Raw genomic sequence first — 26,036 nt, forward strand, 5'->3', positions numbered from 1 at the left:
TTTAGTTATCAAGGTTCTTTCTCTGTTCTTTCTCAAGTGACAGCTTTTACATTTTATCAAAAGCTTTATCATTTGTCAAGAACTTTTTTAACTTTTTTCATTTTCTTTTTTGTGAAGCTTTCTCTCAACGAGTCAGCTCATATATAATATCATTTGTGTCAGTTTTTGTCAAGAACTTTTTTGACTTTTTTCAAAAACTTTTCTGATATTATTTTGATACGCTATTTTCCTGCTTCCCGAACTACGGTTTGCAATTCTCACCGAATATTCGACAAGATTTTTCGCGCATCAAGCGGAGAAGGAGGGATTTGAACCCTCGCGCCGCTACTAACGACCTACTCCCTTTCCAGGGGAGCCCCTTCAGCCAACTTGGGTACTTCTCCAAAAACGGAGAGGGTGGGATTCGAACCCACGCGCCCTTTCGGACAAACGGTTTTCAAGACCGCCTCGTTATGACCACTTCGATACCTCTCCATATTTACAACAGTGAAAATCGGCTTATTGAACTTCCCCTGTGCAACGTACGTTATGATATCACATGTACATTTCCTATGTCAAGACCTTATTTTATATTTTACAGATTTTTTTGTCTTTTTTCCATAATTGCAGAGCGTATTTTTCTGCTAAACTGTTTTTTCTACTTTATATGATATAAAATACCGGCTGTTTCTCGGAAAAATCCGCAATACAGCCGGTGTCTGGCGCAAAATTTGTCTATGACTCTCTGTTTCTATTTTTGAAGAGTATACTTATTTGCCGACAAACGCTTCTGCCACCTTTAAATCTTCGGGAGTTGTGATTTTTATATTCTCATAAGATCCCTCATACAATTTGACCGATTCACCCAACATCGTTTCCACAACCATAGCATCATCCGTTACAGCGCTTTCTCCTTCTTTTTCCAACAGCCGGTATGCACGTTTTATCAACTCCGTATCAAACACCTGGGGCGTCTGAACAATCCACACATATTTTCTTTCCGGGGTCTGGGATACAATATTATTGTCGTCTACGATTTTAACTGTATCTTTTACAGGCATCCCTGCCGCGCAGGCATGTTCCCGCACCACACATTCATATCCCCTGCGAATAATATTTTCATTCACAAACGGGCGGGCGCCGTCATGGATGTATACATATCCCGCCTTTGTCTCTTTTAAACCGTTCCAAACCGAATGATATCTCTGTTCGCCTCCGCATATGATTTTCTGTACTTTAAAAAAGCCATATTTCTCCACAATCTCTGTGCGGCAAAACTCTTCTTCCCCTTTTCCGACAACAAGAATGATCTCATCTATAAGGTCGGATTGTTGGAATGCCTGCAGGGAATACGCAAGTACCGGCTTTTCACACAACTGCAAATATTGCTTATGAACTTTTGTTCCCATTCTCTTTCCGCTGCCTGCCGCAAGCACGATTGCTGTACAATATACTTTCGTCATAGTTCCACCCCCCTTCCGCTTCCACAATCTCACCTTTATCTTCTCTGTCTATGACATTCTTCGGCTTTAACACTCTTTGCCTCTAACATCCTATCTTTTTGATATTCTCTGTTTTAAAACTCTCCGCGTCTTTAACATTCTATCTTTTTGGCATTCTCTGTTTTAAAACTCTCTGCTCTTTAACATTCTATCTTTTTGGCATTCTCTGTTTTTAAACTCTCTGCGTCTTTAACATCTCATCTCTTTGGTATTCTCTATCTTTGATATTTTCTGATTTTTCTATCGTTCACCGAGTTTTAAATTCGGCACCGCATTCAGATCCCATCCATGACGCGTACCTGCAAGATATTCATAGAATCCTGCTGCGCCTATCATTGCCGCATTATCTGTGCAATAAATCGGAGACGGATGATAGAATTGAATGCCCCGCTTTGCACACGCCGCTTCCATAGCCGTTCTTAACGCCGTGTTAGATGCAACGCCGCCTGCGATCGCAAATTTGCGCATACTGTAATCTTCCGCCGCCTGCATAGACTTCTCTACCAATACTTCCACAACCGCTTTCTGAAAAGATGCGGCAATATCCGCAGGATCAAAACTTTCACCTTTCATCTTGCAGCCGTTTATATAATTGAGAACCGCCGACTTCAAACCGCTGAAACTAAAATCATATTTTGCACCGTCTACATTTGCTTTCGGAAATTTTATTGCATCAGGGTTTCCCTCTCTTGCAATTCTGTCGATCTTCGGTCCTCCCGGATATCCCAATCCGATCGCACGCGCTACTTTATCATAAGCTTCTCCTGCCGCATCATCCCTTGTTCTTCCAAGTATTTCATACTTTCCGTAATCTTTCACACATACAAGATGAGTGTGCCCCCCGGATGCAACAAGGCACAAAAAGGGCGGTTCTAATTCGGGATGCTCGATATAATTTGCCGAAATATGCCCTTCTATATGATGCACGCCGACAAGCGGAAGCCCCGCCGCATAAGCAATCGCCTTTGCTTCTGCCACTCCGACAAGCAGCGCCCCTACAAGTCCCGGGCCGTACGTAACCGCGACCGCATCAATATCTTTCAATGTTACCTCCGCCTCTTTCAGCGCTTCTTCAATCACCTGATTGATTTTTTCAATATGTTTCCGCGATGCAATTTCCGGAACAACTCCGCCATATAATTTGTGCAGATCGATCTGCGATGAAATAATGTTTGAAAGAACTTTTCTTCCATTGTGGACAACTGCAGCCGCAGTCTCATCACACGAACTTTCAATCGCCAAAATATTAATGTTTCTTATCTCTTTCATTTCACGCCTCTCAATCTTCAAACATCAACTCCGCAGTCATGCCGTCATTTCCCGCTTTTGCCCTCGGAAAAATACGGCGCACCTCATCCATATAATACTGCGGTTTTGTCAGCGACGGACTGTAATGCGTCAGCCACATCTCCTCTACTTCGGCTTCCTTGGCAAGTGCCGCCGCCTCATAGAACGTCATATGCTTGTATTCTACTGCTTTTGCCGCTTTTTCTTGTTCTCCGTACATTCCTTCACAAATAAACAGATCAGAACCGGCCGCATTTTCTTTGATCGAGTCCGTAGGCCGGGTGTCTGTCGTGTACGTCAGTTTTATCCCTTTTCGCGGAGGGCCAAGCACAAGATCAGGGGTATAGACTTTATCCTCTGTCTCAATCGTCTCGCCATTTTGAAGCCGGCTCCAATACGGAAGCGGAATTCCCTGTTCTTTTGCCCTCTGAGCATCGAATTTTCCGGCGCGGTCAATTTCCATCGTATATCCGTAACAAAGTACGTTATGATTTACACGGAAAGCTTTCAGTCTGTATCCGTTTATCTCGAATGTCTGTTCAGCGCCTTCTATCTCCTTAAAAACGATCGGAAACGGAAGCTCGGGCGCAATCACTCTAAGGCAGCTCACCACCCGCTCAAGTCCTTTTGGTCCGATCAATGTAAGCGGCTCTGTACGGTCTGCATTTCCCATCGTAAGGAGCAGTCCCGGAAGACCGCTTATATGATCTCCGTGATAATGTGTAAAACAAATCACATCAATCGGTTTAAAACTCCATCCTTTTTCTTTAATCGCAACCTGCGTTCCTTCTCCGCAGTCTATAAGCATACTACTTCCATTAAACCGCGTCATAAGCGCCGTCAGATAACGATAAGGAAGCGGCATCATCCCGCCGCATCCCAACAAACATACATCTAACATTTATTTTTCTGTCCATTCTTTTTGTTTTAATTTTTCACTCTGCGTCAACGGGTATTTTAAAAGAACTCACAAGATCATCATAACAAGATTCGCACAGATCAAAATGATGCCTTTCTCCGTCCTTCTCCGAAAAATACCCCCATTCGCAGTCTGCACTAAATATGCCTTCCCGGGGTTCCCCGTTTCTGACAACAATTTCTTTTCCGCACCGATTGCAGATAATCGCCTCGGTTTCTTTTATCATTTCTCTTTCTTTCAAATAATATCGGCGCATATCTTATCCTCCTGTAAATAGAAATTTACGTTTCCGCTATGCCCAAAGTATATCTGAATTTTTTTCAAATTTCTATCGGAAACCGATTCCGTTTTTGTCGGTTTTTGGCATTATTAATTTTATTTAACTGTTTTGCTCATCAAAACCGCATCTTCATCAGGGTCAGAATAAAAATGCTTTCTGATCCCGTCTTCCGTAAATCCTTCGCTTGTATATAATTTGTGTGCCGCTTCGTTTCCTGACCGCACATCCAACAATATTTTTTCAATTCCCGACTGTTTCCCTATCTTTTCAAGCGCGCCTAAAAGTTCCCGGGCAACCCCTTGCCTCCGCATCTCTTTCACAACGCCTATACGCGCAATTTCCATTTCTTCCGCAGCCGTATATGCCAAAAGATATCCCGCCGTGCGGTCTGCTTTTTCTGCGATCAGACAAATCGCATTCGGCTGTTTCAGCGTTTCAAGAATTGATTTTTCACTCCATGCATCACGGAACAAACTATACTCCAGTTCCGCGATTGCCGCTCCGTCTTCCATGACCATACGGCGGATTTCCGGAGCCGCATTTTTTTCTTTTGCCGCTCTTTCCCGCTCCGCCTGAGAAACGCGCAGATAATCCGGTTTATGTTCTGCCGCCGTTTCATAACGTCCCATCTTAAAATAGCGGATACCAAGCGCTCCTACCACTGCCGCACGCTGTCTGTTTAAATATGACGGCGCAAAAAAATACGGAACTTTCAGACCCTTTTCCAGCATCTTGCGATATACAGGTACTCCATCGCCCAAGAATACGACTCTGCGTCCATAGATATTCAGCCTTCGTATCAAATCTTCCACTGAAACCGCCATCTGTACACGTATTACCTGAAATGCATATTTCATCTGTCCGTGTTCGGAATCTTCACTCTCCTTTTTCGGAACAAAAGAGTAGATTCCTGTATAAACCTGATTTCTTCTTGCATCCATGATCGGACATATAATATCCTCGCATCCGTAGATACTGTATGCCATCGCATCTGCTGTCGGTATATGGATCAAGGGCTTGCCTAACGCAAGCCCCAAACCTTTTGCTGTTGCAGATCCGATCCGAAGTCCTGTAAACGATCCCGGTCCTCCCGCAACTGCGATCGCATCAATCGTGTTCAAATCCGCTTCTACCATTTTCACCATTTCATCAATCATCGGCAGAAGTGTCTGTGAATGTGTCTTTTTATAATTTATTGTAAATTCCGCAATCGTCGTGTCGTCCTCTACTATTGCAACCGTAGCTGTCAGACCCGAACTATCTATTGCCAAAACTCTCATGCTTTACATCCTGCTTTCCTTTTCGCTTTCTTCCGGCATTCGTCCGCCATTCTTCATTCATAACCGCAGTTCACTGCCGCCAAACTTTATACCGTCTTATCCGGTCTTATCCGATCGAACCTCACTTCATCTCATTGATTATGATCTTCCGATAGTCAAACCCTTTTTCCAAGTCTTTTTCTATGATAACTTCCGTCCGGTTTTCCGGAAGAATCTCTTCGATCAGATTCGCCCATTCGATCAGCGAAACACCGTCGCCCATAACATATTCTTCAAATCCCACTTCATCCATCTCTTCGATATCCCCGATCCGGTACACATCAAAATGATACAGCGGCAGGCTTCCTTCGTCATACACCTGCACGATCGTAAAGGTCGGACTGTTTACCGGTTCTTCGATGCCAAGTCCTTTGGCAAGTCCCTGTGTAAAAACAGTTTTTCCGACTCCGAGATCTCCTGTCAAAGTAATCACCTGCCCCGGAAATGCTTTTTCTCCAAGCTGTCGCCCTGCCGAAAACGTTTCCTGAGGACTATTCGTTTCTAAAATCATGTTACAGCGCCTCTTCTTAATGATGGAATAAGCGAATTCCGGTAAATGCCATTGCCATTCCGTATTTATTACATGTAGCGATCACATTATCGTCTCTTACAGAACCGCCCGGCTGCGCAATATATTTCACGCCGCTCTTATGCGCGCGTTCAATGTTGTCACCAAACGGGAAAAAGGCATCCGATCCAAGAGCAACATCTGTCATTTTATCAAGCCATTCTCTCTTTTCTTCTCTTGTAAACACTTCAGGTTTTACTGCAAATGTATTTTCCCACACGCCGTCCGCAAGCAGATCCATATACTCATCGCCGATATACAGATCGATCGCGTTATCACGGTCCGCGCGTCCGATACCGTCCTTAAACTGAAGTCCGAGCACTTTCGGGCTTTGACGCAGCCACCAGTTGTCTGCCTTCTGTCCGGCAAGACGTGTACAATGTATTCTTGACTGCTGCCCCGCTCCGATACCGATCGCCTGTCCGTCTTTTACATAACATACAGAATTTGACTGTGTATATTTCAAAGTGATCATGGAAATAGCAAGATCTATCTTCGCCTGTTCCGGTATCTCTTTGTTTTCTGTAACAACATCAGAGAAGAAGTCCTTATCAATATTCAGTTCATTTCTTCCCTGTTCAAATGTGATGCCGAATACTTCCTTATGCTCAAGCGCTGCCGGAACATAATCAGGATCGATCTCGATAATATTATAATTTCCTTTTTTCTTTTGTTTTAATATTTCAAGAGCCTCCGGTTCATATCCCGGTGCGATCACGCCGTCGGAAACTTCTCTCTTGATCAATTTTGCGGTATCCACATCACACACATCAGACAACGAAATAAAATCTCCGAACGAAGACATTCTGTCTGCGCCTCTCGCCCTTGCATATGCGCAGGCCAGCGGAGACAACTCCCCGAGATCATCTACCCAGTAAATTTTCGCAAGCGTATCAGAAAGCGGAAGTCCGACTGCCGCCCCTGCCGGAGATACGTGTTTAAACGATGTTGCCGCCGGAAGTCCTGTTGCTTTTTTCAACTCGGACACAAGCTGCCATCCATTAAATGCATCAAGAAAATTAATATACCCCGGACGTCCGCAAAGCACTTTGATCGGCAGTTCACGTCCGTCACTCATATAAATTCTGGACGGTTTCTGATTTGGGTTGCATCCATATTTTAATTCTAATTCTTTCATCTTCTTATCCGCTCCTTATAATCTTTATTTGCGATCTTTATTCGTGATCCTTATTCGTAATCCTTATTTCGTAATCTTTATTTATGATTTTTATTTACGATTTTCGTCTCATACTTTCCTGTCTCTATATCGATATAACGCACGAAAAGAGATACTTTATTATCTTCATTCAGGCTGTGCCATAACGTCTCGGTGAACTCGTCCATATCGTTCGGGATTCCGATCAATTTCGGTTCTCCTTCAAAACTCGGCAAAGGATTCCCGTCACACATATAAGTATGGATAAAATGTCCCTCTCCCGCAACCGGATTCTCATATGCAAATGTATATCTGCAGCAGCTTTCCGGATTCCCGTTATTACTTTTCAAAATAGACATTGCATAGTTGTACGTTCCGTTTTCTATATGCATTACTCCGGAGATACGCGGCGTATAATTCGGACCGTCAGGTTCAAACTCGCGGGAGCGAAGTGACTGCTCGAATGTCATCTGCTTATCCATCCCTTCATAGATAGTATCTGTCTGATCTCCGTTTGTAACAATCGTTTTATTACCGAGGACACGCACCGGCGCATAAATAATAAGGCTCGGATCTTCCAGTTTTGCCGGATCAAACGCCTGTGTACGGATTCCTTCTCCTTCTTCCACAAACACACGGTTTCTGCTGTTCTCACTTCTTCCCATGATAAAGTAAGCCGTCACAGCCTTCGTTCCGTCCTGTGTTTTCCCGATAACGACCCCTCTCCCCGGATAAGAATTGTTCTTCAGCTCTTCTTCAATAGACAGCATCTTCATTACACTGTATCTCCTTTCATCTCTCTGTTCAAATTTTCGTCTTCTTGTAAACTTTCCCATCGTCTGACTCAGACAGGTTTTTATTTCAAGTCTTTCATCCGCAGACGGACTTGCGTGATACGGTTGTCTTTCACTTCTTCGATTTTAAATATCAGACCATCCGTTTCTATGATATCCCGATCTTCTTTTGCGGGAATATGCCCCAGTTTTTCAATAAGATATCCCGACAGTGTATCATAATTTTCCGTTTCAAGCTTCAGTCCGAGTTCATCGTTCAAATCATCAATGAGAACTCCTCCGTCAATCTTGTATTCATCTTCTCTGACACACTCTATCTCAGGAACTACTTCCTCATACTCTTCGTTAATATCACCCATGATCTCTTCAACGAGATTTTCGATCGTTACAATTCCCGAAAAGCCACCGTACTCATCGACCAAAAGCGCCATATGATGCCGTGTCTCCTGCATAATCCGAAACAGTTCATCCGCTTCCTTTGTTTCCGGAATAAAGAACGGTTGACGAAGCATCTGCCTGACATCTCCTTTCTTCAACGGATGTTTTCGCATCTCGATCATCATATCTTTTACATGAAGCACACCGATAATATTATCAATGTTTTCTTCATATACCGGAATCCGATTATGTCTTGTCTCAAGGATCTCATCGATCATCTCCTCAAACGGATCGTCAATATCAAATGCTATCACTTCTCGCCTCGGAACCATGATCTCTCTTGCAGTCCTTCTGTCAAACTTAAACACCGAATCGATCATCTCTTTTTCGTCATCGTCAAATGTACCGCTTTCATTTCCCATTTTTAAAAGCGCTTTCACTTCCTCTTCCGTCACCGCTTCTTCCTCATCTTCCGTTTTCATCCCAAGAAGCTTTAACACAAACTTCGTAGACATGGAAAGAAGTTTGATAAACGGAGACAGTATGATCGATATATAGTGTACCGGCATTACCGTAAACATACAAAACGCTTCCGCTTTCTGCAGCGCGATCCTCTTCGGAACAAGCTCGCCGAACACAAGGTTAAAAAACAATCAGCACAAGCGTCACCCCATTGTAAGCAATCTGCGAACTGTACGGAACGCCTGCAGCCTCAAGTGACTGCGCCAGAACAGGCGAAATCCCCGACGCTGCCGATGCCGACGAATAAAATCCCGCAAATGTGATCGCAACCTGAATCGTCGAAAGAAACTTCGTCGAATCCTCAAATAAACCTTCGATCACTTTTGCCTTTTTATTTCCTTCATCCGCCATACTTCGAATCCGGTTCTTATTCACCGATACGACCGCCATCTCCGCCCCGGCAAAAAAAGCGTTCAGCAAAGTGAAAAATAACAACAACAGCAAGTTAAACAAAATAGAATTCCCCGCAGGGTCTGCGTCCATAAAAAATACTCCTCCTGAAATAAATTATTTTCAGGAGAAGTATATCATGCGCCTATCATTTTAGCAAGTTGACGCCCGGTATTTTTGCATTCGCCTTTTTACACACACGCTTTAACTTCATATTCGTTGTCCAGAGAAAGCCGCAGTTTATGGAAGCATATGACCTGCCGCCATATAGATCGCATACCATTCTTCCCGTGTAAGAGTGATCTCGCATGCCTTACAGATCTCCCTAAGCCTCTGCAGATTCATTGTGCCGGAAAGAACCTGCATGTGCGCGGGATGTCTTAAAATCCACGCGGTGGCGATCGTTGTATCGCTGACCCCGTACTTTCCTGCAATCTCGCGGATTTTTTCGTTTAGAACCGCAAACTTGTCGCTGTTTAAAAACACTCCTTCGATCATTCCGTACTGAAATGGCGACCATGCCTGAATCGTAATGTCATGCAGCCGGCAATAATCTAATACGCTTCCATCCCGGTCAACGCTTCCAGGCGTCGTCATATTTACTTCCACTCCGCTCGCGATCATGGACGCATGAGCAGCGCCAAACTGGAGCTGATCCGCCATAAGCGGCTCACTCACATATCTGCTTAGAAGCTCCATCTGCATCGTATTCTGATTCGATACGCCGAAATATCTCACTTTCCCCGACGTATGCAGCTCCTCAAAAGCCGCCGCTACCTCTTCTGGTTCCATGAGCGCATCCGGTCTGTGAAGAAGAAGAGAATCCAGATAATCTGTTCCGAGTCTTTGCAGAGAATCTTCTGCTGATTTTATGATGTGCTCTTTAGAAAAATCGTACATCACCCCCGGCACAATTCCGCATTTGCTTTGAATCCACATATCTTCACGGCTTATTTTCGCTTCTTCCGCCGCCTCTTTAAAACGCTCTTCGCAGACTCCCCCTCCGTAAATATCCGCATGATCAAAAAAATCGACCCCCTCTGCCATTGCCGCATCAACCAGCTTCGCCGCTTCTTTTACGGTCAGTTCTTTCATGCGCATACATCCCATGACAATAGCCGGAACCTGTTTTCCCGTACTTCCGAAATTCACTTTTTTCATCTGCATTTCCACCTCTTTCTTCCTTGCTGTTACTTATATTGTAAACGCTGTAAACGATAGTCGTTTCCCATGTTGGATATCATAACCGATATCCAAGTTCATATGCTCCACGCACAGCTTCCAGCGCCTGCGCCACTTCTTTTGCATCTCCGATCACATATGTTTCATAAGTGTCTTTGATTTCTTCATACAACGGATTCCATGCCTTTGAGCCAACCGCGCATATCACATGTGTAAATCCCGGATATTTCATCTCACCTTTTTTTGTATCTGCGATAATTGTTCCCGCATCAATCTTTTTTACTCTTGCGCCTGTAATCATCTGTACATTTTCCTGTCTGAGACGAGCCATAGTCGGCACAAGATTATTCGGAACCATTCCCTGACCTATGCTGTCTGTCATCTCGATAAGAGCTGCTCTTGCCGCTCCTCTGGAATGATGAAGCACATATTCCGCCGTTTCTATTCCAACCATTCCTCCTCCGATAATCGCTGCATTTCCGCCGAGAATCGGAACTTTTCCGCTCAATACGTCATTTGCCTGAATCATAGTTTCCTTGCCTTCTACCGGAAGTACGATAGGTTCTGCTCCTGTTGCAAGAATTACGATATCCGGATTCTCCGCTTTGATCACATCTGCATTTACTTCTATCTCATAGCGAATCTCTGCACCATATCTGTCACATTCCTGCAAAAGATATACGATCCATTTTGAAATTTCTTGTTTAAACGGAGCGCGGCATGCCAGATTCAACTGACCGCCTGCTTTTTTCTCTTTCTCAAATACGACCACATGATGTCCGCGTTTTGCAAGAATTCTTGCTGCGGCAAGTCCGCCGATTCCCGCTCCGACGACCAGAACATTCTTTTCGGATTCCGCCGGCTTTTCCTCGAACTCTGTCTCTCTTCCCGCCAACGGATTGATCACGCAAGACGCCGGACGTCTTTTCGTCTGTTCGCCCACACATCCGACTCCGCAGCCCGCACAAGGAGCGATCTCGTCATAGCGTTTTTCTTCTGCTTTCTCCACAAAATCCGGATCTGCCAAAAGAGCACGGCCAAGCACAACTCCGTCAACTTCATTTGTTTCAATCACATCTTCCGCCAACTGTGCATCCAGGATTTTTCCGACCGTAATCACCGGTTTTGCAGTTATCGCTTTAATCGCCCGAGCCTCTTTTAAGTTCGTAAACTCTTCTTCTCCATGACATGGAATAATCTTATTGCAGCGCTCGTACTGTGTTCCTCCACTGATTTCAAAACAATCGACTCCGTGTTTTTCCAGATAAGGGATCAGACGTTTCATATCTTCCAATGTATTTCCCTGTGGATCTCTTTCGCTTCCGGACATTCTTAAAACGATCGGGAAATCTTCTCCGCAGGTTTCTTTGATCGCATCCAATACTTCAAACAACAAACGGGCGCGATTCAACAGACTTCCTCCGTATTCATCTGTACGTTTATTTCGTAAAGGTGACAAAAACGATCCAAGAAGCATATATGCATGGGCACAATGCAGTTCTATCCCGTCGAACCCGGCCTCTTTCGCATTTTTAGATGCTTTTGCATAAAGAGCGACAATTCCCGGCAGCTCTTCTTTGGTCAGTTCCCTTGTCATCTGTCCCATAGAATTCGGATAAGAACTGCTGGCCACCGGCGCCACTCCGAAAAATGCACTGATACTTTCCGGACCCGGATGCGTAATCTGCGGAATGATCTTACAGCCATAAGAATGAACTTTGTCTGTAAAGCTTTTGTATTTTTTGATACTTTCTTCATCCCGAAAACAAAGTGTATTTCCAAGATACGGAACATTCGGATCAACACTTGTAGCGTCTACGATGATACATCCCACACCGCCTTGCGCACGCCTGAGCCAGTAAGCTTCCATTTTCTCATTCACAGTACCATCCTGACTTTCATATCCCAGCGACATCGGAGCCATAAAAGTTCTGTTTTTCACTTCCATTCCCGCAATCTTAAGCGGGGTAAACATTGTTCTCATACGCTTTATCCTCCTATATTTCTACAGTGTTCTTGCCGCTTCAAATCCTTCCGCGATCGCATCCAGAGCACGTCTTGCGGATTTTGCGTCTCCGATCACGCGGCACGGAATCTGCCTTTTTTCACATTCTTCCACAAGTAAATGTGAATCATTTGAAGCAAATCCAACAGCAAATACCGCGCAATTACACGGCACAAGAGTTTCATCTTCCAGCACAATTCCTTCTTCCGTAAATTTACACACTTTGCTGTTTGGAAGCATTTTCACCTGCATCTGCTGCAATTTCATCATAACGGCAATCTTACGAAGGCTGCCCAGATCGCTTCCGATCTCATCTTTCATTTCCAAAACAGTTACATCACATCCGTCTGTCGCAAGAGTATCCGCTGTTTCCAGTCCTACCAGACCGCCTCCGATAACAGCGACTTTTCCTTTCGGACACACTTCATGCCTGAGAACTTCCGGTGCTGATGCATGCTGCAACTTATCCATACCTTCTAACTTAATCGTAATCGGAGAAGAACCGATTGCCAAAATAACAGCGTCCACATCTGCATCCTTCAACATTTGTGCATCTACTTTTGTATTCTTATATACCTTTACAAGTTTTTCTACCTGTTCGGCCATCTCAAACGCCGCCGCCTTCATCTCAGCTTTGCCCGGCGCTTCTCCGGCAAGAAGAAATTCTCCTCCTAATGTGTCAGAAGCTTCAAACAGCGAAACTTCATGTCCTCTTTCGTGCAGGATCTTCGCAGCCTCCATTCCGGCAACACCTCCGCCGACAACCCATACTTTCTTCGGAGTTTCCGTTTTACTTAAATCGTACTCTGATTCATGACCGATCATCGGATTTCTCATACAAGTAATATGAGGACGGTTTGCAACATCGGTAAAGCCATCATAGCAGCCCTGATTACATCCTACGCAATGTACAATATCGCCGATTCTGCCTTCGTGCGCCTTATTCGCGAATTCCGGATCTGCAAGCTGCGCCCTTCCCATAACAACCATATCTACTTTGTCCTGAGATATGATCTCTTCTGCCAGCGCCGCCGTATTGATCCTTCCTACTCCGACAGTCAACATCCCTGTCTCTTTTCGGATTCTCGCCGCATTGTCAATATTAAATCCATTTGGCACATCAATAGGCGGAACTTCATACATAGACGCCGCCGTAATGATATTTCCTCTGGATACATCTAGAACATCAACGCCATGCTCTTTTGCAATCTTACAAAATCGAATCACATCTTCAATCATAAGACCGTTTTCCAACATGTCGTCCTGAGCGTCAATTCTGATACACAACGGCATCCCTTCCGGCATATTTTTGCGAATTTCATCAATTACTTCCAACGGGAATCGACATCTGTTCTCAAAACTTCCTCCATATTCATCTTCCCTGTGATTGAAGCCCGCACTCAGAAATGAATGAGGAAGGTAATTGTGCGCCAGATGAAATTCCAAGCAGTCATATCCGGCTTCTACCGCTCTGGCAGCCGCTTTTCCATAGCATGCGATTACTTCCTGAATCTGTTCTTTTGTAATGGCTTTGATCATATAAGCGCCAAAATTCATATCCGAAACAACCAGCATCTGCGCCTTCGGATCCATGCATGCGGCAATAGATCCCTGCCAAAGCTGAATTCCTGCTTTCCCGCCGTTTTCATGGATTGCATCTGTCAGTTTTTTATGTCCTTCAATCAAGTAATCTTCACTGATAGATACAAAATGCGCCGGCGCACTTGGCGTATGTACGGCGGCTACTTCTACAATATTCAGCGCGCATCCGCCTTTTGCTCTTGCAGCGTGGTAAGCAATCAATTTATCTGTCACTGCCCCGTTTTCCGCCGCCATTCTCGTTCCCATAGCCGGCAAAATAATTCTGTTTTTCAGCTCCATATCACGAATCTTAATTGGAGCAAATAAATGTTCAAACATCTTTCTGTCACCTCCGGTATTTTGATTTCATTATAAGGCGAAGTACAGAAAATAGATATTCAGATATTTTAAAATTATTATCAATTATTTACTTTTCATACTACATCTGAATTGACTTGGCGTTTGATTCATATATTTAAAAAAACTGCGCTGAAAAGATGAAATACTTCCAAATCCAACGTCACTGCTGATCTGTGTAACAGTCCGGTCTGTAGCAACAAGATAACTGCAGGAAATCTGAATTCTTACTTCCTCCAACAATTCCAAAACACTTCGTCCAAACACCTCCCGCGCTCTTCTTTCAAGCAAATGCGCATTCTTTTTCAACACTTTCTCCATTTCTTTCATCTGAAACGGATCATGAAAATTAAGTATAAGATAAACCAAAATCTGCAGTGCCTCTTCCTCCGAATGCATTTGCATACCGTTTCCTACATTTTGTTTCTGGTATTCTCTGACGCTCACGTTCATATAACGTTTAAATACTCTGTAAAAATCTTCGATATTAGTAAATCCGAGATAATCACTGATGTATTGGATATTCAAATCCGGAAAATGCAGAAGGGCACAGGCATTAAATATCTTTCCCATTTTCTGAAGCTGAAAAAAAGTATAACCACACCGCCGCACAATTTTACGATTCAATGTTACCTTTGTCATCCCTGCCGCTTTGGCATACTCTTCCATTGGTACTGTTTTGCTTGTATCCAACAGCACCCTTTGAATAACATCCCATACACAGTCTTTTTCGGAATCCTCTTTTTTCTTTCTCTCCATAGCGTATCTGCAGTACAATGCATGTAACTGCATGGCAAGGTAGATATTCATATTATACAGCAGAAATTTTTCTTCCTGCTCTTCAGCCAACAAGTCGTCTAAAACACGAAGAACCCTCTGTTTTTCTTGTGCATTCAAAACAAATAAAGGGGGAACGCCATACATCAGCACCTCATTTTCATTTTCTTTGTGCTGTTCAAAACACAAAAACATAAACAGACCGATATGAAAAGAAACCTTTACGCAGCGCAAAGGTTTTCTGATCTGTTCGATTCTATAAAAATGATGCATGTAAAGGCAGCAGAAAACGCCCTCTTTCATTTGATATTTATCTCCGTTGATCCAAATATCGGCGTCACCGCTCTTAACATAATATATCTCTGTCCTTTCATGAAATTTTTGTTCGAGCGGCTTTTTAATCTCGATCTCTTCTGCATGAATCTGTTTTTCTTTTAAATTATAGTAATCACTTCCTGTAAACCAATCCTTCTGATACCACATTTTATGCTCCTCACCGTTTCTTTTTTCAGATCTGGTTTTCTTCGATCACTCCTGATCGCATTTTATATTATAATCCTTTAGCGTCAGATGATCCCAAACGGCAATTACTTCCTCAGCGCTTCCATCATGCTTTCCTGATATGCCGATCTTCGTTTCTTATACATCGCTTCCCTTATTTCCTGCAGTTCTTGAACAGACACCTGCTCCAGCTTTTTCATCCGCCTGTCGCTTAGTTCTACTTCCGATAAATATGTTTCATACAAATCCGCCTCATACTTCCAAAGTTTCAGCCGCTCTCCATATCGGACCTTTAATTTCTGTGCGATCAAAAGCCCCTCCGGATCAAAATCCCCCGCATACCAAAAAACAGTGTCGCACGAAAATTTATCCATAAGAATAAGTACCGCCAGACGTAATTGCCCATTCCCGCAGATCACAGTCCGCTGCGGATACTCCCTTATCAATACAGAAAATACTGCCGGATTTTCCACAACGTATACCTGACTACTCTGTCCACAGACCTTCTCTAATCTTCCAATCGTCTGTAACGTCAATTTTACAGGCTCTCTATTCTCAAGAAAACCTTCAATGCCTTCATGTAAACCGCCGTCCGGTTTCCATCCGTGAATCCCATATGCCAGCGCATCATTCGATACTTCATCTTTCAAAATCCCTGCCTCATAATAGATTCTGTTTTTATACTCTGCTCTGGAAAGTCCTTCTTGTTTTAAATCGAAATTCCTTTCTCCAAGATAATTAAAGAGTAGTTTTTCCCCTGTCTTCCCTTCATCAAAATAATGGGGATTTCCTGTGACATTTGCCGAAAACACAGCTAACAATTCTTTCTGCTTTTTATCTTGAAACACTTTCAATTTTGCAATCCCTGTCGTTACATACGTTAGAATGCTCCTCAATTCCTCCGGGCTTTCTTTGTATAACTGCGTAATAAGCAAATATCCCTCTTTCTTTTCCTCCAATATGCTGCGCAGCCATTCTCGTCCGCTTTCATCCGAAATACTTTCCAGTATCTCCGCAAAATAATCTTCTCGCCTTTTCGACTCTGCCAGTTCGATTTCCTTTTTTACCTGCAGCGGCTCTCCAAAATAAGTTTCCAGAATCAATTCCCAGGTTAATCCCGCAAATTTACTGGATTCCAAACATTTTTTCATTAAATCCGCAGAAATTGTTATTGTCTTATTACTTGTATAATCCCTTTGAAAAAATCCTCCTAATTGACTTTTCTCTTCTCTGCTCAGCGACGTAAGCATCGCCGTTCCCCCAAAGTGGCCAAGACCGGCATATTTATCCCGCATTTTCAGAAATAGTTTTTTATATACCGGACGCGCCTTGAAATACAGCATGCATTCTTCTAACAGATCGTTTGTTTCTGTTTTATCCATGACTCAAGTCCTTTTCTGTTACCATACTTTTTATATTTCCATTCCAGATATACCGAATAACCGTAACATATTTCGCATTCTCCGGGCGAACAAGCTGATAGATTGCCAAAGCCGGAACCGTATCATAATCTCCCCAGAGAATCTGTGAGTTGATCATAAAATTAAAGTCAAACTCCACCATCAGCCGGAACATGTCCCGAATATTCATTTCATCTACTCCCGCGAATGCCTCGTCCAAGGAAATCAAATACGGAGCATCCTGTCTTGCCCCTGCATATTTTGCTACTACTGCCGAAAATAGCGGCACGTACATCGACATCGCCTTTTCTCCGCCGCTAAAAGTAAAGAATACGCGATCTGTCAGCTCCCTTTTCTTTTCTCCTGTTTTTTGACATTCCAATTGAAACTCAAACCATTGACGATAATCCAGCACATTTCTCATAATCGCATGAAAAGACTGCACATTTTCCAGATCATTTGCAGATTTTCTTGCCTCTTCGATCTTAGAGCGAAAATGTCCGGATAACTGCTGCGCCTCTTCCGGACGCATAATTTCGGCATCTTTTTGCAGAAGTTCTACAAGTTCCCTCGTATCCAGCTGTTCTTCTTTCTCCGCCCGCTTATTTTTCCAACGCAGACTCAGCGTAAGTCCGCTGGAAGTCTTCATAGACTCCATCAATGTGTTCATCTTCTCAACCCATCGCTTACTGGCCTGGATTTTTCCGCGAATTTTCTTACTGATCGTATTGGCAAGAATATCTTCAAATAACTCTCTGTCCTTATCACTCAAAAGCCGGCGCTGTACCTCTGCATCTTCCTTCATTCTGGCAATCAGTTCTTTAAACTTGATCGTGATTCCTCTATACTTAGCAGAAATATCGATTCGTCTCATACTTGTGTCGAAAACTCCGCTCTCCTCATCCAGTTCTTCAAATAATGACTGCAGCGTAACCTGATATTCCAACAGATATCCCCTATTCATATGATATACATTTTGCAGATTCTCCAAAATCTCACTGTGCCTTTTATTTCCGAATCTCCCCATAAACATCCTGCATATCTTCTCCGCCCGTTCTTCCGCATCGTCGCTTACCGCAAACGGACACTCTACATATCCAAGCTGATATTCCATTTCAAAAGCAGTGCAAAATCTGTCTTTCTGCTGTCTGTACTTTCCAACTGAAACTTCTATATCTCCCAGTTTTTCTATAAATTGTTTTTCTTTTGTTTCCAAATGAGAGCTTTGTGTAACACTAGCCTCAATCTCTGACGGCAGTTTCTCCAATCGCTCTATGCAATGTTCCAATCGCTCCCTGATTTCCTCATAATCCGTCAAAGCAAGCTGTTCCATCACTGAATTCAGACTTCCCCGCTTTTCCCGTTCATTTCGTATCATATGATTCAAATCATAGCGAATATCATCCAAATCACCGTCTATTCCTTCCAGATATTCCTTCTGCACCTTGGCATAACTGATTCCATTTATATAATTTCCATAGGAAATCTGTACTTTCATCAACTCTTCTTTATACTCGGTCAAGGATTCTTCTGCTTCCGTAAACACATCCAGACGCGGAGGCAGATAACACTTCTGACATACTTCCTGCACCCGCAGCCGAACTGCATCCAGACTTTTTCGTTCTTTTTCTACAATACCTTTCTGGATCTGTACTTTACACTCTATTTCTTCCAGAATATTCGTTTTCTTTTCTAATTCTTTTGCTGCCACTTTCAGATCCTGTTCTTTCGGAAATGATTTCCACTCTGTTTCCAGACAGCTTTTCCTTTGCTTTAATTGTGTAATTTCGTCTTCCGCTATTTGAATGGTATCTTCCAGCCTCCGACACTCTGCTTCTAGTTCCTGTATCTTCTTTATGCGATACTGCTCTCTTGCATAAGCTCCTATAAAACATGGCGTATAATTTTTCGTAACCGTTCCTTCTATGATTCCGATTCCATAATTTCCTCTTTTATCGATCCATGTCCTGTTTTTTTCTATAGACTCACTTATCGTCTCTTCGTCCTGTTCCTTCCAGCCGATTGCTGTTAATATACGGGAAACATTCTGGTACAGAAGAATATCTCCCTCTTCGTTGTCTACATCCAGAAAATCCATAATGTTATTTCTTACATATGCGGCATCACTGAAAATATAACGGTCACATACCCCCGCATCCAACGCCAGCGCCTGTTCTCTATATTCTTCAGGCACAATCAGCGCATCCAGTATGCCCATATGCAATAGCGCTTCTTCCAGATATGCCCGCTGTGTTTCATCCAATTTGCCGTCAAAATCAATTACTTTATATAACTGCAAATATGGAATTCCTTTTTCTTTCAAAAGCCGTCGATTCTTTTCCACTACTTCACTGCGTTCCGGCTCCGGCTCCTTTTGATTCTTCCACTGTTCCAGTTCTTCGCAAATTCCGTCTTTCTCCAATCGTCTGTCGGACAATTCTCTGCTCTGCTGTAATACTTTTCCCGAAAGTTCCTGACTTTTCCGCTCAAATTCACCATTTGCCAATCCGCGGATATTCCAATAATCGGTTTCCGTTGTATACTTCTCAATTTCCCTTGCCATTTCCTGCAATAGATCTGACTGCAGATGCAGCTCCGCATTCTCCTTTTCCCAACGATATACCGATTCTATTGTCTCCTGTTTTACTTCATGAAACTGATTTTCATATTGAAGGACTTCTCGTTCCGCTTTGTTCTTTTCTTCCTGATAGGAATCCAATTCCTGCAAAAATCTACTGTATCTTTCCTGACAACCCTTTTCTTCTTCCAGCGTCGTTTTTCCAAGACGGACCTTTGTCATATAATCCTTTAATAATTCTGAATGAGCCTGAAAAGAATACTGCTCTCCTTTCTGCTCTGTCAGCTCTTTCTTCATAAATGCAAATTCATCGAAAGGAACCCCCGCCATCTCTTCTTCCATATACTCCAGACTGTTTTCAATTTCTTCCCAAAGCATTTCATTTTTCTGAAATTGAAGTTGTATTTTCTGCTCTGTTTCCTGATATTTTTCTTTTTTCTCCTCTTCCTGCCTCTGTTTTCCTGTAATATTCTTTTTTAATCCTTCTAGTTGACTTTTAATTTCAACTTCCCTCTGCTTTAATTTGACCGTATCGCTGTCAGACAATGATTCCTTTTCCGCCTGATCTTCCGGCGTCGTATATCCCATAATATCCTGTGTGAAATTTTTCATAAAATATCTGGAGACACCTGTATTTTCATAGAGTACTTCACTCGTATCATCCCTCGCAAAATTCTCTTCACTTCCATCATTCAAATTCAGGATTCCACAGTTCACACAATACTTGATCACCTTGATCAAATGTCTTCGATACTGATATACTGTCCAGTCAATCTGCTCCTCCCTGTACTGCCCCTGTATATATTCTGTCAGCTCTGAAAGTACAAATTGCTCTTCGGCTTCTTTTTCTTCCAGAAACATTAAAATCATACAGAAAAAAACATATTCTATTTTCCGGGTAAATTCTTGAATTCCCATCCAGTTCTCCGGTGTCGCCGGCATCTTTTCCACTTTTACAAGATAAGGATTCACGATTACCTGATACCCCAGCTTTTCCATCAAGAATTTCTTAACCGTTCCTAATTCATCCTTTATCTGATAATATAATTCTTTTTCCCGACTCTTCAAAATCCAACGCCGTTCCAGCAGAATTTCCAATGCTCTCATGACTTCTTTTTAAATTCCCTTCACTCATTTTTCTCGAATACAATCACATATGCCGGCATTTGCAGATTACCGTCCGATGATTTCAAAATGCAGATTTCCTCTGTATCCGACTTTTCCACACGATAAACCTGCCCATCCTCTGTTTTCCCCTGAAGACTTTTATTCTCCAATGCTTTGGAAAGCCATGTCAGAAATACATCTCTTACATGCGGCTCTATCTCGGGAAGCTTTGCAAACTCCAGACGATTATCCTGAATATAACTTTTCAAGAGCCTGCGTTCTTCCTCTAATCGCTGAATCGTAGCAAGCCGCATTTCTTCTTTTTCTTTCGAGCGATCAACAATCCCGCTTCGTTTTGCTTTTTCTTTATATGTACGAATCCTCGGCGTCACAGTCACGATATACGGTTCTTCCTCGAACACGCCGCTGTTGATACTCTCGGTCTGACGCCACGGAAGCCCTTTTAAATGCAGCGGCTTTTCAATGCCAAATACAACAGCGGCCAATCTGTGCGCCTCAAAAATATTCTTACATTTTGAAAACATCACCGCAACCTTATGATACTCTTCCCGCCGATTCGCCCCCGCATTGCTCATTTCACTGATTCTTGCCGCATACCTTGTAATCTTTCGTATGATCTCATTCGTTGTGTCAAATACCTTTGCCGCCTCAGAATCCTTTCCGTCTGTTCCGGTAAACCATTCCTCCAGACTCTGCCAACGGCCATATACTTTATCTGCAATCAAATCTTCCTTCACTTCCACATTGATTCTCGGAATCAACAATTCATACTGTATAATTTTTTCCAGCAAACACCTCAAAACCTGCCTGTCCGTATTCTTCAGACATTGTTCTATAAATGCGGCATTGACCTGCAGACTCCTCACGAAACTTCTCAAATACTCGATCAAACGGTCTTTGAACACAAGAAACTCTGTCGTTTTCATCATTTCTTCCGCTTTTACACTGTTCAACTCCCGCATATAATCCTGATAATTCTGATTCAATCGTATAAAATCATTATTCAAATCATTCCACCATGCATAGATATGCTCCTGATCTGCTTCTGTAATCTCAGAAATCTTGCGCAGATTGATGCGAAGTCTCTCCAATAATGTAGGTTCCAACGAAGAACTTTCAATAAACAGATTCTCTACCCGGATAACCATTCGCTCAATTTCTACCGTAGCTTCAGACAACTGATACCGGAACTTTTTATTCTTAAACTCCTCGATAGTCGCAACCTTTCTCGTATCCTGAATTGTTACCAGATTCCCCCATGCAGTCAAAGCCGCCAAGTCCTGCTGACACTGCTCAGGCGTATATTCTCTAAAGTATGCATCTTCCTTTAATTCTTCATATACCTCTTCCTGATACAGCCAATACTTCAGCTTTTCATATTTCAAATAAAAAAGCCGGATGATCGGACGATACCTGTCTGTATTATCCACATTCAGATATTTTGCTTCCGTCATCGGCTTCCTCACCGTCTCCTGTATTCTCATAACTTGTCGTGCTCCTTTGAAATATGATGATTCACTGCGCCTTAGTTATCAGCGTGCTACCATATATGTATTATATCAAAGACGAGAATAAAATCGAAGATTTTATTTATAATTTCCTTAATAATAACTCATTTTTAAAAACTCCCCAGAACCGGAGTCCTGAGGAGTTGTAAATTCTTTTGAAATTGTACGTTCCAAAAACGTATGATTAACGTTTAGGTAACTGGGAACGCTTGATTTTACTGGGTTCTTGGAATGTGGTGTTGCAAACACGTTACAAACGCAGGGCTTCTCATTACTCCTCAGAGCACCTCATAGACTTCAATTAAGAAATCTGACAGCAAGTTCCTGAATAGCAAGTATTGGACCTTGTGCATATGTTTCTTGGAGATACATTCTTTCCAGACGTTCTGTTTCTTTCGTCAAAAAAGAAAGCATTTCTACATCTCCTCGAAATCCAATTACTAAGCACAACATAGATTTGAAATATTCATTCCGAATATTAGAGTATTCTTTCATAAGCCAATTGCAACAGTTTTCTTCACAGTACAAGAAAAAATAAAGCGTATTTTCTCTAAAGATATCCTGCCCGTTTTTCATAGTTTTTTCTTTTATCCATGTCATCAGCACTATTTCGTATTCCAATAATTTTCCTCTTAATCTGCTTCAGTTCCCTCCTGATAAAGGCTTTCGCTGAAATCGCATTGGCATATTCAACAGCTTCAGACTCAAGATATGAACTATATTCAAATTTAGCTGCCGAGAAAGGTATATCTGGGTGTTTATCTAAAAATTTATGTACTTCTTTTTTACTAATGGTTGCCATAATGTTTCACAACCTCCTCCAGCAATGGCAAATCACAACATCTTTCCTTTATTTTCTTGTCATTGCCATTCAATTCTTCATCTTTCTTAAAAAGAGTATCTCTTAATCTTTTTGCTGTCAACTGAATTTGTTCCCGATCAGCTTTAATACACTTATATTGATTTTGAAGCAAACGCTGATATTTTGAATCTTCCATTGCATCAATATCAATAAGAAGTAATGCCGATTCCACAACCGGTATCATATTATTAAAGTTGATTGCACCATATATTCCCTGATTAATTTTCCTAAAATCTTTTGTGTTCTTCATTTTACGATGCTTTTCTTTGGGCGATGTAAATGGTGTATAATATTTTATTCCATCAATCTCAAGCACCACGCCTACATACGGCCGCTTTCCCTTTTTATTATCTACAACTTTTGCATCATATTTTTTCAAATAATTAATGTATTCATCTTTGATATTATAAAATTTCATTTTTCCTCATCTGTCAAAAAAAGAGACGACTTCACTCGCCTCTTTTTCAGGTTCTCTCTTTATGGTGGAGACTCACCGCTTTTTTAGGTTCTCTCTTTATGGTGGAGACTCACCTGCTTTTTTAAGTTTCCACTTTATGGTAGAAACTCACCTAAGACAATTCTTTGTCTATAATAAGTATATGCAATTCTCCCTAAAAAATCAATATAATTCTATAATTTTTCAAAAATATAAACCTCCCAAGGAGCATTCCCTGAGAGGTTTGTAAAATCTTTTTGAAATTGTACGTCCCGAAACGTATGATTAACGTTTGGAGAACTGCGGAGCTCTACGAGCTGCTTTAAGACCGTATTTCTTACGTTCTTTCATTCTCGGATCACGAGTTAAGTAACCTGCGCTCTTAAGCACCGGTCTGTAATCAGCGTCAGCCTCAAGGAGTGCTCTTGAAATTCCATGACGGATTGCTCCTGCCTGTCCTGTATAACCACCGCCGCATACATTAACAATCACATCGAATTTATCTGCTGTTCCTGTTGCCACGAGCGGCTGGCGAACAACAACTTTCAATGTTTCAAGACCAAGATACTCGTCGATATCTCTTTTGTTGATCGTGATTTTACCTGTTCCCGGTACAAGATATACTCTTGCGATTGATTTTTTTCTTCTTCCTGTTCCGTAATATTTTGCGTTAGCCACTGTTATATCCTCCTTTCAACCTTTACCTAAAATGTCAGAACTTCCGGCTTCTGAGCCTGATTTGCATGTTCTGCTCCGGCATAAACATGAAGCTTCTTGATCATGTCTCTTCCCATAGGTCCTTTCGGAAGCATTCCTTTAACAGCCAGCTCGATCACTTTCTCAGGTTTCTTAGCCATCATCTCTGCCAGCGTAGTCTCTCTCATTCCGCCTACATAATCAGAGTGATTGTAGTAGATCTTCTGCTGAAGTTTCTTTCCTGTTACTTTTACTTTCGCTGCATTGACAACGATCACATAATCTCCTGTATCAATGTGCGGTGTGTACTCCGGTTTATTTTTTCCTCTGAGCACTTTAGCAACCTCAGATGCGAGACGTCCGAGTGTACATCCCTCAGCGTCAACCACATACCATTTTCTTTCAATCTTGTCAGGGTTAGCCATATAAGTTTTCATGGGTGTTCCTCCTATAAAATCATCAGATAACATTTACTTGCCTGTATATGTGAAATCAGCACACTCCGGGGCTATGGCGTATACTGTTTCTCCTTTAGTCATGCTGTAATATTATAATCCCTGCTCTCACACATGTCAAGCTTTTTTGTAAAACCTCTTCCCTTATTTTATAAACCTCTTTCCTTATTTTCACAAAATCTATCATACTATTTACAAATCTTATCGTTTCCCCTGCATTTCTCAGCACTTTTTTCAATTTTCCGCTATCGCATTTTCCGCCAATAAAATTTCCTGTTCGATTTCTACTCCTTTTTCCAAAATACACTTTTTAAGCTCTTCTAATTCTCCCGCATTAAGCTTTTCCAATTTTTCTTTCTTTTTCTCTTCCAGAGGAATGCCCGCTCCTCTTTCAAGCGCTTCTTGAAATGCTTCTCGATCCATTTTATACGGCTTCAATTTCGGAAAAATATTTTTCTTATTAAACCGGAAAATACGAATGCCTCCCATATCCATATCTCCCCAATGAAAATACTGTATCTCTCCTTCCGCCACTTCCATTAATCTTTTCAAAAAAATCCGTTCTTTCGGAGAATAAAATCCATGACAGAACAGATAAAGCGTATCCTCTCTGTATTTCATTTCTTCATAATTTGCCTTATTTTCAATCGTTACAATTCTTTGGACTCCTTTTATAGAAACGGGAAAGGCACGTTCCAATGTCTGCGAATTAATCACTGTTCCGTATTGATTTTGAGATGTATCTATTTCATATTCCTTTTCCCTCGCCTTATCTTCTATATACTCCTGTCCGCCCTTTAATTTATACAGAAGCGGACCTTTCCATTCCATCACCTGTGCATAACTGAGAATTCCATGAACGCTTAATATCTCATCGTCAGTCATCCCCTCTTCATACAAAGGTGATCTGACCAGTACTTTCACCACTTTTTTCTCATAATCTTTTTTAAAACGCTTAGAGTCATTAAGCACAGCAGCACTGAATACGCGCATCCACAGAGATTTTTTCAAATTCACAACTGCATTCAAACATCGGAAAAAATCAACGTCCTCCATATCGGGTGATTTTACGATCTCCCCAAGTTCCAACCGTCTTATGATCTCATCATAATAACCTTCCAAAAAACTGCCTTGTACCTCAGCGCGCAGTTGTTCTATTTGTTTTATATAACGAAGCTGCTGCTTTCTTGGATCTTCAATTCCTTCTTTTTCGCACAGCTTTGGAATGACATCTATGGAATAATAGATTTTTTTCATATCCGCGCCCAGATTGCTTTTTTCTGTCCGGATATATCCGCTTTTCTCCAACTCATCAGCCTGTCTGATCAGCTCAGGCAAGCCACCTGCTGCCTTGATCATTTCTCTGTCCGGTTTCGGATGTTTCATGCCTGTCAGCGTTCCCGCCCGATAAGCTTCACTTTTTTCCGCTTTCCCAATAATCCACTTTGCCAACAAATTGCCGCTCATATGCGATTC

At 42.2% G+C, this 26,036-nt stretch carries 21 protein-coding genes, 2 tRNA genes and 1 pseudogene; all 24 read right to left on the reverse strand.

Translation table 11 applies throughout. The features are described 5' to 3' along the window. Positions 1–293 precede the first annotated feature (293 nt). A tRNA-Ser gene (locus RUMTOR_RS09750) sits at positions 294–383 on the reverse strand. A 5-nt stretch (positions 384–388) separates the two neighbouring features. Beyond that, positions 389–474, reverse strand: a tRNA-Ser gene (locus RUMTOR_RS09755). Positions 475–749: 275 nt separating this feature from the next. Then, on the reverse strand, positions 750–1,442 hold the full coding sequence (gene ispD / locus RUMTOR_RS09760) for a 2-C-methyl-D-erythritol 4-phosphate cytidylyltransferase (RefSeq protein ID WP_044998216.1): 693 nt from the start codon (positions 1,440–1,442) through the stop codon (positions 750–752). A 279-nt stretch (positions 1,443–1,721) separates the two neighbouring features. Then, positions 1,722–2,750 (reverse strand): tRNA (adenosine(37)-N6)-threonylcarbamoyltransferase complex transferase subunit TsaD, encoded by a 1,029-nt coding sequence (gene tsaD / locus RUMTOR_RS09765; RefSeq protein WP_004847556.1) that lies wholly within the window; start codon positions 2,748–2,750, stop codon positions 1,722–1,724. Between the two features lie 10 nt (positions 2,751–2,760). Beyond that, on the reverse strand, positions 2,761–3,669 hold the full coding sequence (locus RUMTOR_RS09770) for a ribonuclease Z (RefSeq protein WP_009243710.1): 909 nt from the start codon (positions 3,667–3,669) through the stop codon (positions 2,761–2,763). A gap of 34 nt (positions 3,670–3,703) precedes the next feature. Beyond that, positions 3,704–3,943 (reverse strand): hypothetical protein, encoded by a 240-nt coding sequence (locus RUMTOR_RS09775; RefSeq protein ID WP_004847558.1) that lies wholly within the window; start codon positions 3,941–3,943, stop codon positions 3,704–3,706. A gap of 119 nt (positions 3,944–4,062) precedes the next feature. Further along, positions 4,063–5,247 (reverse strand): tRNA (adenosine(37)-N6)-threonylcarbamoyltransferase complex dimerization subunit type 1 TsaB, encoded by a 1,185-nt coding sequence (gene tsaB, locus RUMTOR_RS09780; RefSeq protein WP_004847559.1) that lies wholly within the window; start codon positions 5,245–5,247, stop codon positions 4,063–4,065. 121 nt (positions 5,248–5,368) lie between these two features. Further along, complete coding sequence (tsaE, locus tag RUMTOR_RS09785; RefSeq protein ID WP_004847560.1) at positions 5,369–5,797, reverse strand: tRNA (adenosine(37)-N6)-threonylcarbamoyltransferase complex ATPase subunit type 1 TsaE; 429 nt, start codon at positions 5,795–5,797, stop codon at positions 5,369–5,371. A gap of 16 nt (positions 5,798–5,813) precedes the next feature. After that, positions 5,814–6,992, reverse strand: a complete 1,179-nt coding sequence (locus RUMTOR_RS09790) for a phosphoribosylaminoimidazolecarboxamide formyltransferase (RefSeq protein WP_004847561.1) — start codon at positions 6,990–6,992, stop codon at positions 5,814–5,816. Between the two features lie 77 nt (positions 6,993–7,069). After that, the gene (locus RUMTOR_RS09795) at positions 7,070–7,786 is read right to left on the reverse strand and encodes an IMP cyclohydrolase (protein WP_044998220.1); all 717 of its coding nucleotides are present in this window, start codon (positions 7,784–7,786) and stop codon (positions 7,070–7,072) included. An 80-nt stretch (positions 7,787–7,866) separates the two neighbouring features. After that, positions 7,867–9,187: pseudogene (locus tag RUMTOR_RS09800) on the reverse strand (hemolysin family protein). A 147-nt stretch (positions 9,188–9,334) separates the two neighbouring features. Beyond that, complete coding sequence (locus tag RUMTOR_RS09805) at positions 9,335–10,261, reverse strand: aldo/keto reductase (protein ID WP_004847565.1); 927 nt, start codon at positions 10,259–10,261, stop codon at positions 9,335–9,337. Between the two features lie 73 nt (positions 10,262–10,334). Beyond that, positions 10,335–12,260, reverse strand: a complete 1,926-nt coding sequence (locus RUMTOR_RS09810) for an FAD-dependent oxidoreductase (RefSeq protein WP_044998222.1) — start codon at positions 12,258–12,260, stop codon at positions 10,335–10,337. 21 nt (positions 12,261–12,281) lie between these two features. Then, entirely contained in the window at positions 12,282–14,201 is a 1,920-nt protein-coding gene (baiCD, locus tag RUMTOR_RS09815) for a bile acid Fe-S flavoenzyme BaiCD (protein ID WP_004847567.1), read from the reverse strand. Positions 14,202–14,285: 84 nt separating this feature from the next. Then, positions 14,286–15,479 (reverse strand): helix-turn-helix transcriptional regulator, encoded by a 1,194-nt coding sequence (locus RUMTOR_RS09820; protein ID WP_004847568.1) that lies wholly within the window; start codon positions 15,477–15,479, stop codon positions 14,286–14,288. A gap of 104 nt (positions 15,480–15,583) precedes the next feature. Next, complete coding sequence (locus tag RUMTOR_RS09825; RefSeq protein ID WP_004847569.1) at positions 15,584–16,879, reverse strand: TIGR02679 domain-containing protein; 1,296 nt, start codon at positions 16,877–16,879, stop codon at positions 15,584–15,586. Then, complete coding sequence (locus RUMTOR_RS09830) at positions 16,872–20,582, reverse strand: TIGR02680 family protein (RefSeq protein ID WP_004847570.1); 3,711 nt, start codon at positions 20,580–20,582, stop codon at positions 16,872–16,874. Before RUMTOR_RS09830 ends, RUMTOR_RS09825 begins: the two co-directional genes overlap by 8 nt. 20 nt (positions 20,583–20,602) lie before the next feature. After that, entirely contained in the window at positions 20,603–22,087 is a 1,485-nt protein-coding gene (locus RUMTOR_RS09835; RefSeq protein ID WP_004847572.1) for a TIGR02677 family protein, read from the reverse strand. A 321-nt stretch (positions 22,088–22,408) separates the two neighbouring features. Next, positions 22,409–22,687, reverse strand: a complete 279-nt coding sequence (locus tag RUMTOR_RS09840; protein WP_044998224.1) for a hypothetical protein — start codon at positions 22,685–22,687, stop codon at positions 22,409–22,411. Continuing rightward, positions 22,662–22,913 (reverse strand): hypothetical protein, encoded by a 252-nt coding sequence (locus RUMTOR_RS09845; protein WP_004847575.1) that lies wholly within the window; start codon positions 22,911–22,913, stop codon positions 22,662–22,664. Before RUMTOR_RS09845 ends, RUMTOR_RS09840 begins: the two co-directional genes overlap by 26 nt. Further along, positions 22,900–23,391, reverse strand: a complete 492-nt coding sequence (locus tag RUMTOR_RS09850; protein WP_004847576.1) for a type III toxin-antitoxin system ToxN/AbiQ family toxin — start codon at positions 23,389–23,391, stop codon at positions 22,900–22,902. The genes RUMTOR_RS09845 and RUMTOR_RS09850 overlap by 14 nt, the downstream gene beginning before the upstream one ends. Positions 23,392–23,694: 303 nt before the next feature. Continuing rightward, positions 23,695–24,087 (reverse strand): 30S ribosomal protein S9, encoded by a 393-nt coding sequence (rpsI, locus tag RUMTOR_RS09855; RefSeq protein WP_004847577.1) that lies wholly within the window; start codon positions 24,085–24,087, stop codon positions 23,695–23,697. 26 nt (positions 24,088–24,113) lie between these two features. Beyond that, positions 24,114–24,542 (reverse strand): 50S ribosomal protein L13, encoded by a 429-nt coding sequence (gene rplM / locus RUMTOR_RS09860; RefSeq protein WP_009243723.1) that lies wholly within the window; start codon positions 24,540–24,542, stop codon positions 24,114–24,116. Positions 24,543–24,794: 252 nt separating this feature from the next. Continuing rightward, positions 24,795–26,027 carry a Wadjet anti-phage system protein JetD domain-containing protein gene (locus tag RUMTOR_RS09865; protein WP_004847579.1) on the reverse strand — a complete coding sequence of 411 codons (1,233 nt, stop codon included), beginning with the start codon at positions 26,025–26,027 and terminating at the stop codon, positions 24,795–24,797. Between the last annotated feature and the right edge of the window lie 9 nt (positions 26,028–26,036).

This window comes from [Ruminococcus] torques ATCC 27756, assembly GCF_000153925.1.
Taxonomy (GTDB): Bacteria; Bacillota; Clostridia; order Lachnospirales; family Lachnospiraceae; genus Mediterraneibacter; species Mediterraneibacter torques.